Genomic DNA, 13,223 nt, shown 5'->3' with positions numbered 1-13,223 from the left:
TATGTTAAACCGTGAGCTCGAAGTCACCCTCAATCTGGCTTTCAAGGAGGCCCGCTCGAAACGTCATGAGTTCATGACCGTCGAGCACCTCCTGCTGGCCTTATTGGACAATGAGGCTGCCGCCACCGTACTGCGTGCCTGCGGCGCAAACCTCGACAAACTCAAACACGACCTCCAGGAGTTCATCGACTCCACCACGCCGCTGATTCCCGTCCACGACGAGGATCGCGAGACCCAACCTACGCTCGGCTTCCAGCGCGTTCTACAGCGTGCGGTTTTTCATGTGCAGAGTTCCGGCAAGCGGGAAGTCACGGGCGCAAACGTGCTGGTGGCGATTTTCAGCGAGCAGGAGAGTCAGGCAGTGTTTCTGCTCAAGCAGCAGAGCGTTGCCCGTATCGATGTCGTCAACTACATCGCCCACGGCATTTCGAAAGTGCCCGGGCATGGCGATCAATCTGAAGGTGAGCAAGATATGCAGGATGACGAGGGCGGTGAGTCTTCTTCCTCAGGCAATCCTCTGGATGCCTATGCGAGCAACCTGAATGAGCTGGCCCGTCAAGGCCGCATCGATCCGCTGGTAGGGCGCGAGATGGAAGTCGAGCGCGTCGCTCAGATTCTCGCGCGGCGTCGCAAGAACAACCCGCTGCTGGTGGGCGAGGCCGGGGTGGGTAAAACCGCCATTGCCGAAGGCCTGGCCAAACGCATCGTCGACAACCAGGTGCCGGATCTGCTTGCTAACAGCGTCGTCTACTCCCTCGACCTGGGTGCACTGCTGGCCGGTACCAAGTACCGTGGCGATTTCGAGAAGCGCTTCAAGGCGCTGCTCGGCGAGTTGAAGAAACGGCCCCACGCGATCCTGTTCATCGACGAAATCCACACCATCATTGGTGCGGGCGCTGCATCAGGTGGCGTGATGGACGCTTCCAACCTGCTCAAGCCGCTGCTGTCTTCGGGTGATATCCGTTGCATCGGCTCGACCACGTTCCAGGAATTCCGCGGCATCTTCGAGAAAGACCGTGCGCTGGCCCGCCGCTTCCAGAAAGTCGACGTGTCCGAGCCCTCCGTCGAAGACACCATCGGCATTCTGCGTGGCCTGAAAGGTCGTTTCGAACAGCATCACAATATCGAATACAGCGATGAAGCCCTGCGTGCCGCTGCCGAGCTGGCATCGCGCTACATCAATGATCGTCATATGCCCGACAAGGCCATTGACGTGATTGACGAGGCCGGCGCCTATCAGCGGCTGCAACCGGTGGAAATGCGCGTCAAGCGCATTGAAGTGCCACAGGTCGAAGACATCGTGGCGAAGATCGCGCGGATTCCGCCAAAACACGTCAACAGCTCCGACAAGGAGTTGCTGCGTAACCTGGAGCGCGACCTGAAGCTGACCGTGTTCGGTCAGGATGCCGCCATCGACTCGCTGTCGACCGCGATCAAGCTGTCCCGTGCCGGCCTCAAGTCGCCGGACAAGCCTGTCGGTTCGTTCCTGTTCGCCGGTCCCACCGGTGTCGGCAAGACCGAGGCTGCGCGTCAGTTGGCCAAGGCGCTGGGTATCGAGCTGGTGCGTTTCGACATGTCCGAGTACATGGAGCGTCACACCGTATCGCGTCTGATCGGTGCGCCGCCGGGCTATGTCGGTTTTGATCAGGGCGGCCTGCTCACTGAAGCCGTCACCAAGCAACCGCATTGCGTGCTGCTGCTCGATGAAATCGAGAAGGCGCACCCGGAAGTCTTCAACCTGCTGCTGCAGGTGATGGACCACGGGACGCTGACCGACAACAACGGGCGCAAGGCGGACTTCCGCAATGTGATCGTGATCATGACCACCAACGCCGGTGCTGAAACGGCGGCGCGGGCCTCGATCGGTTTCACCCATCAGGATCACTCCTCTGATGCGATGGAAGTGATCAAGAAGAGCTTTACGCCGGAATTCCGCAACCGTCTGGACACCATCATTCAATTCGGTCGCCTCAGCCATGAGGTTATCAAGAGCGTGGTGGACAAGTTCCTTACCGAGCTTCAGGCGCAGCTGGAAGACAAGCGCGTACTGCTGGAAGTGACCGAAGCGGCGAGAGGTTATCTGGCCGAAGGTGGTTACGACGCGGCGATGGGCGCACGTCCGATGGCACGACTGATCCAGGACAAGATCAAGCGTCCGCTGGCCGAGGAAATCCTCTTTGGCGAGTTGTCCGAGCATGGCGGTGTGGTACACATCGACTTCAAGGACGGCGAGATCACGTTCGATTACGAGACCACGGCTGAAATGGCCTGAGGTTTTGGCTATCGCAATAACCCTCAAAGGCGCCGAAAGGCGCCTTTTTTTGTGTCTGGCTGGCTCGGGACTAAACCCGCGCACACAAAAACGCCCGGCATGTGCCGGGCGTTTTTGTTAAGACCTGTTAGCGGGCGCGGTAAGTGATGCGACCTTTGCTCAAGTCGTAGGGCGTCAGCTCAACGCGGACCTTGTCGCCGGTAAGAATGCGGATGTAGTTCTTGCGCATCTTGCCGGAGATGTGCGCGGTTACGACGTGCCCATTTTCCAACTCCACACGGAACATGGTGTTGGGCAGGGTGTCGACGACAGTGCCTTCCATTTCGAAGCTGTCTTCTTTCGACATGCAGTAAAGCCCTCGGTATCCAATGAATGGCCCGGTGCAAACGGCAGCCAGGCAAAAGCGGGCTGCATTGTGCCCGAAAACTGAGGTTTAAGCCAAGGGCTTCAGTAAAGAGTGACCCATCTTTGATTGGTGAGCAGTTCGATGGGGCGATATTGGGTCTTGTAATTCATCTTTTTGCAGTTCTTTATCCAGTAGCCGAGGTATACCGCGTGCAATTGCATGCGTGCGGCTTCGGCGATCTGCCAGAGAATCGCGTACCGCCCAAGGCTGCGGCGCTCCTCCGATGGCTCGTAGAAGGTGTAAACGGCAGAAAGACCGTTGGGCAGCAGGTCGGTGACGGCCACGGCGAGCAGTCGGCCTTCCAGACGGAATTCGTAAAAACGCGAAAACGGCAGGTCCCGGACCAGGAAGGTGGAAAACTGGTCGCGGCTCGGCGGAAACATATCCCCATCGGCATGGCGCTGTTCGATGTAGCGCTGATACAGATCGAAGTACTCCTCACTGAAATGCGGCTTAGTGCTCGTCACTTCGAGGTCGGCGTTCCTTTTGAAAATACGTTTTTGCTGACGATCGGGCACGAACAGTCCCACAGGAATGCGCGCAGGCACACAAGCGCTGCAGTTCTGGCAGTGCGGACGGTAAAGATGATCGCCACTTCGGCGAAACCCCATGTCCGAGAGATCGGCATAGACCTGGACATCCATTGGCTGGCTGGGGTCGAGAAACAGCGTAGTGGCTTGTTCCTCGGGCAGGTAGCTACAGGAGTGGGGTTGAGTGGCATAGAACTTCAGCCGCGCCAGCTCGGTCATGATCAACCCTCGAGAAAAACTGTAGACATGAGTGTATGCCAGGCCAATCAAACTCGCCTAGGTGACCAATTGGCTGAATGGCTCCCGTCGAGGTGTTTGTGCAGATAGTCGGCGAAGGTCTGGCGCGCAATCGAGCGCGCGCCAAGGCTTAGCAGGTGCTCGGTAGGCATCTGGCAATCAATGAGAACAAAACCCGATTCTTTCAGGTATTCGACCAACGTTGCGAAGCCGACCTTGGAAGCGTTGTCGGCGCGGCTGAACATCGATTCGCCGAAGAACAGCTGGCCCATTGCCAATCCGTACAGGCCGCCCACCAGCGCGTCGCCGTTCCAGACTTCGACGCTGTGGGCGAAGCCGCGGGCGTGCAGTTCAATGTAGGCTGCCTGCATGGAGCCGGTGATCCACGTGCCGTCGGCGTAGGCCCGGGGTTCGGCGCACGCTTGAATGACCGCCGCGAAATCCTGGTCGAAGGTGACCCGATAACGCCCCTGACGCAGCAACTTGGCCAGGCTGCGGGATACATGCAGCTCTTCCGGAAACAGCACGGTGCGCGGGTCCGGCGACCACCAGAGAATAGGCTGGCCCTGCTGATACCACGGAAAGCAGCCATGCCGGTACGCAGCGATCAGGCGATCAGCGGACAAATCGCCGCCGCCGGCCAGCAGTCCGTTGGGCTCGCGCATGGCTTTTTCCAGCGGAGGGAAATCGAAGGTGTCGCGTTGTAACCAGGTCAGCATGGCATCCAGACTTTACGAGAGGGGAGGGGAGTCAACGCGGTGTGCAACTCCGTAGTGCAAATGCGGTCACAAGCCGCTTGATCGCGCCTGGAAAGTGGAGCAGTTGGCTTTTTCATCCAGACATGGCCTTTTGATAGTTCAAGCGAGTCGCAAAAACCCGTCATAAGCCTTTGTCGGCAAAGAAAATGCGTGCTCAAATTGTCAGCGGCCGGCGAAGCTTGAACATCTGCAAGCACCGCGCCAGACTAACGTAGCGCGCGGCGCGCAAATCCGTACAATGCCGATGTTGTTTAACCTCATTTCAAGTCACCTGTCGAGCATGCGTTATCGCAGGCGCGGTTTTCCCTGTTGCCAGGATGCTCTTCTGGCCGATGTTCGGGAAAGCCACTGCCATTTCGCCCAGGCAGTCGTACACAGTCAATCATCAGATGTTCGCGCTTGCGCGCAGGAATTGAAGCGTTTTGAAGAAATCCACCATAGCACCCACCCCCGTTCCGCTCTGGCGGCAGCACCTGCACTACCGGCTCAAGGAAGGTGCACTGATCGCGTTCGGCGCGCTGTGTCTGTATCTGATCATGGCGCTGTTGACCTACGATCAGGCCGATCCGGGCTGGAGCCACACGAGCAGCTCGAGCAATTCGGCGCAGATCCAGAACGCCGCAGGCTTCGCCGGTGCTTATTCTGCCGACATCCTGTTCATGATCCTCGGCTACTTCGCCTACATCTTCCCGTTGCTGCTGGGCGTCAAGGCCTATCAGGTGTTCCGCCAGCGCCATGAGCCATGGCAATGGAGCGGCTGGCTGTTTTCCTGGCGCATGATCGGGCTGGTGTTTCTCGTGCTGGCTGGCGCTTCGCTGGCGCACTTGCACTTTCATTCGGCGTCGGGCCTGCCGGGTTCGGCCGGTGGCGTGCTGGGCGAAGTGCTGGGCGATCTGGCCAAGCGTGCGCTGAACGTTCAGGGCAGCACGCTGCTGTTCATCGCCTTGTTTCTGTTCGGCCTGACCGTGTTCACCGATCTGTCCTGGTTCAAGGTGATGGACAACACCGGCAAGATCACCCTGGATCTGATCGAACTCTTCACCGGCTCCCTCAATCGCTGGTGGGCCGCCCGCAATGAGCGCAAGCAGATGGTGGCTCAGTTGCGTGAAGTCGACATGCGTGTCGACGAAGTGGTCGCGCCGGTGGCCCCGGATCGACGTGAGCAGGCCAAGGCCAAAGAACGCCTCATCGAGCGCGAGCAGGCGCTGACTGAGCACATGGTCGCCCGTGAGAAGCACGTGCCCGCCGTCATCGCGCCTGCACCGCCACGCGCACCTGAGCCGAGCAAGCGCGTGCAGAAAGAGAAGCAGGCGCCGTTGTTCGTCGACAGCGCCGTGGAAGGCACCTTGCCACCCATCTCGATCCTCGATCCGGCTGAGAAAAAGCAGCTCAACTATTCGCCTGAATCCCTGGCGGCGGTGGGGCATCTGCTGGAGATCAAGCTCAAGGAATTCGGCGTCGAAGTCACCGTGGACTCGATTCATCCAGGGCCGGTGATCACCCGCTACGAAATCCAGCCGGCTGCCGGCGTGAAAGTCAGCCGTATCTCGAACCTGGCCAAAGACCTTGCGCGTTCCCTGGCAGTGACCAGCGTCCGTGTGGTCGAGGTCATTCCCGGCAAGACCACCGTCGGTATCGAAATTCCCAACGAAGATCGCCAGATCGTGCGCTTCTCCGAGGTCCTGTCGACGCCGGAATACGACGACGCGAAATCGCCGGTCACCCTGGCGCTGGGTCACGACATTGGCGGCAAACCGGTCATCACCGACCTAGCCAAGATGCCGCACCTGCTGGTCGCCGGTACCACCGGTTCCGGTAAGTCGGTGGGCGTGAACGCCATGATCCTGTCGATCCTGTTCAAGTCCGGCCCGGAAGACGCCAAGCTGATCATGATCGACCCGAAAATGCTCGAGCTGTCGATCTACGAAGGCATCCCGCATTTGCTGTGTCCGGTGGTGACCGACATGAAGGACGCCGCCAACGCCTTGCGCTGGTCGGTGGCTGAAATGGAACGCCGCTACAAACTGATGGCCAAGATGGGCGTGCGTAACCTGTCGGGCTTCAACCAGAAGGTGCGTGAAGCGGAGGAGGCCGGCACGCCGCTGTCCGATCCGCTGTACCACCGCGAAAGCATTCACGACGAAGCGCCGCTGCTGACCAAGCTGCCGACCATCGTTGTGGTGGTCGACGAATTCGCGGACATGATGATGATCGTCGGCAAGAAGGTCGAAGAACTCATCGCCCGTATCGCCCAGAAGGCCCGTGCGGCAGGTATCCACCTGATTCTCGCGACCCAGCGACCGTCGGTGGACGTGATCACCGGTCTGATCAAGGCCAACATCCCGACGCGCATGGCGTTCCAGGTGTCGAGCAAGATCGACTCCCGGACCATCATCGACCAGGGTGGCGCCGAACAACTGCTCGGTCACGGCGACATGCTCTACATGCCGCCGGGCACCAGCCTGCCGATTCGTGTGCACGGCGCGTTCGTCTCGGACGAAGAGGTTCACCGCGTCGTTGAGGCGTGGAAGCTGCGGGGTACGCCGAACTACAACGACGACATCCTGGCCGGCGTTGAAGAGCCGGGCAGCGGCTTCGACGGTGGCGGTGGCGGCGGTGATGGCGAAGACAGCGAAAGCGATGCGCTGTACGACGAAGCGGTCAAGTTCGTGCTGGAAAGCCGTCGCGCGTCGATATCTGCGGTACAGCGCAAGCTGAAGATTGGTTACAACCGCGCCGCGCGGATGATCGAAACCATGGAAAACGCCGGCGTCGTAACACCCATGAACACCAACGGCTCGCGCGAAGTGATTGCGCCAGCCCCAGTGCGTGACTGACACTTCCCGGTCACGCGTTACCGGGCGTCGCCATCGGGACGGCGCCCGGCTTCAACCACACTCAAAGAGGAATCCCATGCGTCTTATCCGCATGCTGTTGGTATCTGCACTGGCTTTTTCTGCTGTCTCGGCCCAGGCCGACAGCAAGGACGTGGCACGCCTGACCCAACTGCTGGAAAACTCGAAAACCCTGAGCGGGCGCTTCTCCCAGCTCACCCTCGACGGTGGCGGCACGCAGTTGCAGGAAACCTCCGGTCAAATGACTTTGCAGCGCCCGGGCCTGTTCTACTGGCACACCGACGCGCCGCAAGAGCAATTGATGGTGTCCGATGGCAAGAAGGTTTCCCTGTGGGACCCTGACCTGGAGCAGGTCACCATCAAGACCCTCGACCAGCGCCTGACCCAGACCCCGGCGCTGCTGCTGTCCGGCGACGTGTCGAAAATCAGCGAGAGCTTCGACATCAGTGCCAAGGAGGCGGGCGGCGTGATCGACTTCGTGCTCAAGCCCAAGTCTCGGGACACCCTGTTCGACAGCCTGCGCCTGTCCTTTCGCAACGGCATGATCAACGACATGCAACTGATCGACAGTGTCGGCCAGCGCACCAATATCCTGTTCACCGGCGTCAAGGCCAACGAGCCCGTCGCCGCGAGCAAATTCCAGTTCCAGATCCCGAAGGGCGCTGACGTCATTCAGGAATAAAAGGGGTTCGCCTGTTTCATGGACCTGTTCAGCACTGAACCGATCGCGCAACCGTTGGCCGCGCGCCTGCGAGCGACCAATCTGGACGAGTACGTCGGCCAGCAGCACCTGCTCGCCCACGGCAAGCCCCTGCGTGAAGCGCTTGAGCAGGGTGCGCTGCATTCGATGATTTTCTGGGGACCGCCCGGCGTGGGCAAAACCACGCTGGCGCGGTTGCTGGCGAAAGTCTCCGACGCGCATTTTGAAACGGTGTCGGCGGTGCTGGCGGGGGTCAAAGAGATCCGCCAGGCGGTGGAGGTCGCCAAGCAGCAGGCGGGTCAGTACGGCCGCCGCACCATTCTGTTCGTCGACGAAGTGCACCGTTTCAACAAGTCCCAGCAGGATGCGTTTCTGCCCTACGTGGAAGACGGCACGCTGATCTTCATCGGCGCCACCACCGAAAACCCTTCTTTCGAACTCAACAACGCGCTGTTGTCTCGCGCCCGGGTCTATGTGCTCAAGAGCCTGGACGAAGGGGCGCTGCGCCAGTTGGTCAACCGCGCGCTGAACGAAGAACGCGGGCTGGGCAATCGCCATCTGACCTTGGGTGACGAGGCGTTCAAGACGCTTCTGGCTGCAGCGGATGGCGACGGCCGGCGGATGCTCAATCTGCTGGAGAACGCCTCGGACCTGGCGGAAGACGGCAGCGAAATCGATCCCGAGTTGCTGCAAAGCCTGCTGGGTGACAGTCGCCGTCGCTTCGACAAGGGTGGCGAAGCGTTCTACGACCAGATTTCCGCGCTGCACAAATCCATTCGCGGCTCCAACCCCGACGCCGCGCTGTACTGGTTCGCGCGAATGATCGACGGTGGCTGTGATCCGTTATACCTGGCGCGGCGCTTAGTGCGCATGGCCAGCGAAGACATCGGTAACGCCGATCCGCGCGCCTTGCCGCTGTGCATGTCGGCGTGGGATGTGCAGGAACGCCTCGGCAGCCCGGAAGGCGAGTTGGCCGTCGCCCAGGCCATCGTGTATCTGGCTTGCGCGCCGAAGAGCAACGCCGTGTACATGGGCTTTAAAATGGCCATGCGCGAAGCCACCGAGCACGGTTCGCTGGAAGTGCCCTTGCACCTGCGCAACGCGCCGACCAAGCTGATGAAACAGCTCGGCTACGGCGAAGAGTACCGCTACGCCCATGATGAGCCGGATGCCTACGCGGCGGGTGAAGACTACTTCCCCGACGAACTCGAACCGCGTCAGTATTACCAGCCGGTCCCCCGCGGCCTTGAGCTGAAGATCGGCGAAAAACTCAAACACCTGTCGGCGCTCGACCGCGCCAGCCCTCGTCAACGGAGAAAATAGTGATTCAGTTGATTCTTGCCGTGTCCGCCGGTGGCGTCGCTGGTACATTACTGCGTTTCGCCACGGCTAACGTCGTGGCCGCGAACTGGCCGCGCTACTTTTACACAGCAACGCTGGCGGTGAATCTGGTCGGCTGCCTGCTGATCGGTCTGCTCTACGGGCTGTTTCTGATTCGCCCGGAAGTCCCGATCGAGTTGCGCGCCGGATTGATGGTGGGATTCCTCGGTGGTTTGACGACGTTTTCGTCTTTCTCACTGGACACGATTCGTCTGCTTGAGAGCGGCCAGGCTCCTCTGGCCATTGGCTACGCCCTCATCAGCGTACTGGGCGGGCTGCTCGCAACGTGGGCTGGCCTGTCTTTGACCCGAATTTAATATACGAGAGACCGATATGCTCGACTCCAAACTGTTACGTACCCAACTTCAGGACGTAGCGGATCGCCTGGCTTCCCGTGGCTTCACACTGGACGTGGCCCGCATCGAAGCGCTGGAAGCCCAGCGCAAGACGGTGCAGACCCGCACCGAACAGCTTCAGGCCGAGCGTAACGCCCGTTCCAAATCCATCGGTCAGGCCAAGCAGCGCGGCGAAGACATCGCGCCGCTGATGGCTGACATCGATCGCATGGCCGAAGAGCTGAGCACTGGCAAGAAAGAACTGGACGCCATTCAGTCCGAGCTCGATGCCATGGCCCTGAGCATGCCGAACCTGCCCCACGAATCGGTGCCGGTGGGCGCTGACGAAGAACAAAACGTCGAAGTGCGTACCTGGGGCACACCGGCTTCATTCGACTTCGCGGTTCAGGATCATGTCGCCCTGGGCGAGAAGTTCGGCTGGCTGGACTTCGAAACCGCCGCCAAGCTGTCCGGCGCCCGTTTCGCGTTGTTGCGTGGCCCGATTGCGCGCCTGCACCGTGCGTTGGCGCAGTTCATGATCACGCTGCACATCAATGAGCATGGTTACGAAGAGACCTACACGCCGTATCTGGTCCAGGCGCCCGCGCTACAGGGCACCGGCCAGCTGCCGAAATTCGAAGAAGACCTGTTCAAGATCTCCCGCGAAGGCGAGGCCGATCTGTACCTGATCCCGACCGCCGAAGTGTCGCTGACCAACATCGTCTCTGGCGAAATCATCGACGCCAAGCAGCTGCCGCTGAAGTTCGTCGCCCACACCCCGTGCTTCCGCAGCGAAGCCGGCGCGTCGGGTCGCGATACCCGCGGCATGATCCGTCAGCACCAGTTCGACAAGGTCGAGATGGTGCAGATCGTCGAGCCGGAAAAATCCATGGAAGCGCTGGAGAGCCTGACCGGTCACGCCGAGCGCGTTCTGCAACTGCTCGAATTGCCGTACCGCGTACTGGCTTTGTGCACAGGCGACATGGGTTTCAGTGCGGTGAAAACCTACGATCTGGAAGTGTGGATTCCGAGCCAGGACAAATACCGGGAAATCTCGTCGTGCTCCAACTGCGGCGACTTCCAGGCGCGTCGCTTGCAGGCGCGCTGGCGCAACCCGGAAACCGGCAAGCCGGAACTGGTTCACACGCTGAACGGTTCGGGTCTTGCGGTGGGTCGCACGCTGGTGGCGGTACTGGAAAACTACCAGCAGGCCGACGGCTCGATCCGCGTGCCGGACGTTCTCAAGCCATGGATGGGCGGCATCGAGGTCATCGGCTAAATGGAATTTCTGCCACTGTTCCATAACCTTCGGGGCGCTCGGGTGCTGGTGGTCGGCGGCGGCGAGATTGCCTTGCGCAAGTCTCGCCTGCTGGCTGATTCCGGTGCGGTGCTGCGCGTGGTCGCTCCCGAGATCGGGGCGGAAGTGCGCGAGCTGATCGAGCGCAGCGGTGGCGAGCAGATTCTGCGTGGCTACACCGAGTCGGACCTCAACGGCTGTGTGCTGATTATCGCCGCCACCGACGATGAGCCGCTCAATGCGCAGGTGTCAGCCGATGCCCGCCAGCGCGGCGTGCCGGTCAACGTGGTGGATGCGCCTGCGCTGTGCAGCGTGATCTTCCCGGCGATTGTCGACCGGTCGCCGCTGGTGATCGCGGTGTCCAGCGGTGGCGATGCGCCGGTGCTGGCGCGTCTGATCCGCGCCAAGCTGGAAACCTGGATTCCGCCCACCTACGGGCATCTGGCCGGTCTGGCCGCGCGCTTTCGTCATCAGGTGAAAGGGCTGTTTCCCAACGTTCAGCAGCGTCGGGCGTTCTGGGAGGATGTATTTCAGGGGCCCATCGCTGATCGGCAGCTGGCCGGACAGGGCGCCGAAGCCGAGCGCTTGCTGCAAGCGAAGATCGACGGCGAGGCGCCGCCCACGACCGGTGAGGTGTACCTGGTGGGCGCGGGGCCAGGCGATCCTGATCTGCTGACCTTTCGCGCACTGCGTCTGATGCAGCAGGCGGACGTTGTGCTTTACGACCGCCTCGTAGCGCCGGCGATCCTGGACTTATGCCGCCGCGACGCTGACCGGGTCTACGTCGGCAAGCAGCGTGCCGACCACGCCTTGCCCCAGGACCAGATCAACCAGCAGTTGGTGGACCTGGCCAAGCAGGGCAAACGCGTGGTGCGCCTCAAGGGCGGCGATCCGTTCATCTTCGGCCGTGGCGGCGAAGAAATCGAAGAGCTGGCCGCCCATGGCATTCCGTTCCAGGTCGTGCCGGGCATCACGGCGGCCAGTGGTTGCGCGGCCTACGCCGGTATTCCGCTGACCCATCGCGATCACGCGCAGTCCGTGCGTTTCGTGACCGGCCACCTGAAGAACGGCTCTACCGACCTGCCGTGGAAGGATCTGGTGTCGCCATCGCAGACGTTGGTGCTCTACATGGGGCTGATCGGGCTGCCGGTTATTTGCGAGCAGTTGATCCGGCACGGCCGGTCGGCCGACACCCCAGCGGCGTTGATTCAGCAGGGCACCACGGTCAACCAGCGCGTCTTCACCGGCACGCTGGCCAATCTGCCGCAATTGGTGGCCGAGCACGAAGTCCATGCGCCGACCCTGGTGATTGTGGGCGAAGTGGTGAAGTTGCGGGAGAAACTGGCATGGTTCGAAGGGGCTCAGGCGAGCGTCTGATTCCACCGCAGTCTTTCAAAGTTTATGCGGTGGAGAGCCAGGTGGGGTTTCAGTGTTAACTGAAACCCTTCAGCCGTTGTGCAAGATCCCTTTCCCGTTCAAACGCCCCCGATCATGCTCGCCGCTGAAGTCCTGCTGCGGCCCTTTTGGCACGATACCGGTCGGGTTGATGGTGGCGTGGCTCCCGTAGTAGTGATGCTTGATGTGCACGAAGTCCACCGTCTCGGCAACACCCGGCAGCTGATACATCTCGCGCACCCAGTTGCTCAGGTTCGGGTAGTCGGCAATGCGTCGCAGGTTGCACTTGAAGTGCCCGTGGTACACCGCGTCAAAGCGAATCAGCGTGGTGAACAGGCGCACGTCCGCTTCAGTCAGGTACTCGCCCGCCAGATAGCGTTTCTCGCGGAGCAGCGTTTCCAGTGCATCCAGCTCGGCGAACACTCCATCGAAAGCCTCTTCGTACGCACCTTGCGACGTCGCGAATCCGGCGCGATAGACGCCGTTGTTCACGGCCGGGTAAATCCGGTCGTTCAGCCGGTCGATCTCGTTGCGCAGCGGCTCTGGATAGAGATCCAGGTGATTGCCGGTCAGTTCGTCGAACGCCGAATTGAACATCCGGATGATTTCCGACGACTCATTGCTGACAATGCGATTCAGCTGCTTGTCCCACAGCACCGGTACCGTAACCCGACCGGTGTAATCGGCGGTGTCGGCGAGGTAGCGCTGGTACATAAAGGTATGGCCATCCAGCGCATCGCCGGTAGAACCGGTCTGCTTGTCGAATGTCCAGCCGTTCTCGCGCATCAGCCAACTGACCACCGAGACGTCGATCAGGCTTTCCAGACCCTTGAGCTTGCGCACGATCAACGTGCGATGGGCCCACGGGCAGGCCAGGGAAACGTACAAATGGTAGCGACCGGCTTCCGCCTTGAAGCCGCCTTCACCGGACGGGCCGGGGCTGCCATCAGCAGTCACCCAGCTCCGGCGCTTGGCTTGCTCGCGCTGAAACGCGCCGTCTTTGCTGCTTTCGTACCACTGGTCTTGCCAGCGCCCTTCAACGAGAAGGCCCATGCCTG

Annotated in this window: 11 protein-coding genes; 7 read left to right on the top strand and 4 right to left on the bottom strand. The window is 60.8% G+C overall.

Going from position 1 to position 13,223, the window contains the following annotated elements; all coding sequences use genetic code 11:
- Nucleotide 1: 1 nt before the first annotated feature.
- On the top strand, nt 2-2,272 hold the full coding sequence (gene clpA, locus QWI18_RS22425; protein WP_065989148.1) for an ATP-dependent Clp protease ATP-binding subunit ClpA: 2,271 nt from the start codon (nt 2-4) through the stop codon (nt 2,270-2,272).
- A 127-nt stretch (nt 2,273-2,399) separates the two neighbouring features.
- Here clpA and infA read toward each other — a convergent pair whose 3' ends face one another.
- From infA to aat, 3 genes are all read right to left on the bottom strand, one after another.
- Complete coding sequence (infA, locus tag QWI18_RS22420) at nt 2,400-2,618, bottom strand: translation initiation factor IF-1 (RefSeq protein ID WP_002553999.1); 219 nt, start codon at nt 2,616-2,618, stop codon at nt 2,400-2,402.
- 101 nt (nt 2,619-2,719) lie between these two features.
- Nucleotides 2,720-3,427, bottom strand: a complete 708-nt coding sequence (locus tag QWI18_RS22415; protein ID WP_065989154.1) for an arginyltransferase — start codon at nt 3,425-3,427, stop codon at nt 2,720-2,722.
- Nucleotides 3,428-3,474: 47 nt separating this feature from the next.
- Nucleotides 3,475-4,164, bottom strand: a complete 690-nt coding sequence (aat, locus tag QWI18_RS22410; RefSeq protein WP_192134578.1) for a leucyl/phenylalanyl-tRNA--protein transferase — start codon at nt 4,162-4,164, stop codon at nt 3,475-3,477.
- Nucleotides 4,165-4,625: 461 nt separating this feature from the next.
- Between aat and QWI18_RS22405 the strand changes: the two genes are divergently transcribed.
- The 6 genes from QWI18_RS22405 (at nt 4,626) to cysG (ending at nt 12,147) form a co-directional block, all read left to right on the top strand.
- Nucleotides 4,626-7,040 carry a DNA translocase FtsK gene (locus tag QWI18_RS22405; RefSeq protein ID WP_065989157.1) on the top strand — a complete coding sequence of 805 codons (2,415 nt, stop codon included), beginning with the start codon at nt 4,626-4,628 and terminating at the stop codon, nt 7,038-7,040.
- Nucleotides 7,041-7,116: 76 nt separating this feature from the next.
- Entirely contained in the window at nt 7,117-7,740 is a 624-nt protein-coding gene (gene lolA / locus QWI18_RS22400; RefSeq protein ID WP_369319899.1) for an outer membrane lipoprotein chaperone LolA, read from the top strand.
- Nucleotides 7,741-7,758: 18 nt separating this feature from the next.
- A complete protein-coding gene (locus tag QWI18_RS22395) occupies nt 7,759-9,081 on the top strand; it encodes a replication-associated recombination protein A (RefSeq protein ID WP_369319898.1) in 1,323 nt (440 codons plus the stop codon).
- On the top strand, nt 9,081-9,455 hold the full coding sequence (crcB, locus tag QWI18_RS22390; RefSeq protein ID WP_065989163.1) for a fluoride efflux transporter CrcB: 375 nt from the start codon (nt 9,081-9,083) through the stop codon (nt 9,453-9,455). The genes QWI18_RS22395 and crcB overlap by 1 nt, the downstream gene beginning before the upstream one ends.
- 16 nt (nt 9,456-9,471) lie before the next feature.
- Nucleotides 9,472-10,752, top strand: coding sequence for a serine--tRNA ligase (serS, locus tag QWI18_RS22385; protein WP_369319897.1), 1,281 nt, complete (start codon nt 9,472-9,474; stop codon nt 10,750-10,752).
- Nucleotides 10,753-12,147, top strand: a complete 1,395-nt coding sequence (cysG, locus tag QWI18_RS22380) for a siroheme synthase CysG (protein WP_065989167.1) — start codon at nt 10,753-10,755, stop codon at nt 12,145-12,147.
- A gap of 69 nt (nt 12,148-12,216) precedes the next feature.
- Here the strand turns inward: cysG and QWI18_RS22375 are convergent, their stop codons facing one another.
- Entirely contained in the window at nt 12,217-13,218 is a 1,002-nt protein-coding gene (locus QWI18_RS22375; protein ID WP_192134574.1) for a glutathione S-transferase family protein, read from the bottom strand.
- Nucleotides 13,219-13,223 lie beyond the last annotated feature (5 nt).

The sequence above is a fragment of the Pseudomonas sp. W2Oct36 genome (genome assembly GCF_041060465.1).
GTDB classification, from domain to species: Bacteria; Pseudomonadota; Gammaproteobacteria; order Pseudomonadales; family Pseudomonadaceae; genus Aquipseudomonas; species Aquipseudomonas graminis_B.
This window is presented reverse-complemented; position numbering and strand designations above follow the sequence as displayed.

Bases quoted from the DNA above. Each gene is read 5' to 3' on its own strand.
- clpA (WP_065989148.1), top strand. From the start codon at position 2: ATGTTAAACCGTGAGCTCGAAGTCACCCTCAATCTGGCTTTCAAGGAG.
- infA (WP_002553999.1), bottom strand. From the start codon at position 2,618: ATGTCGAAAGAAGACAGCTTCGAAATGGAAGGCACTGTCGTCGACACC.
- QWI18_RS22415 (WP_065989154.1), bottom strand. From the start codon at position 3,427: ATGACCGAGCTGGCGCGGCTGAAGTTCTATGCCACTCAACCCCACTCC.
- aat (WP_192134578.1), bottom strand. From the start codon at position 4,164: ATGCTGACCTGGTTACAACGCGACACCTTCGATTTCCCTCCGCTGGAA.
- lolA (WP_369319899.1), top strand. From the start codon at position 7,117: ATGCGTCTTATCCGCATGCTGTTGGTATCTGCACTGGCTTTTTCTGCT.
- QWI18_RS22395 (WP_369319898.1), top strand. From the start codon at position 7,759: ATGGACCTGTTCAGCACTGAACCGATCGCGCAACCGTTGGCCGCGCGC.
- serS (WP_369319897.1), top strand. From the start codon at position 9,472: ATGCTCGACTCCAAACTGTTACGTACCCAACTTCAGGACGTAGCGGAT.
- cysG (WP_065989167.1), top strand. From the start codon at position 10,753: ATGGAATTTCTGCCACTGTTCCATAACCTTCGGGGCGCTCGGGTGCTG.
- QWI18_RS22375 (WP_192134574.1), bottom strand. From the start codon at position 13,218: ATGGGCCTTCTCGTTGAAGGGCGCTGGCAAGACCAGTGGTACGAAAGC.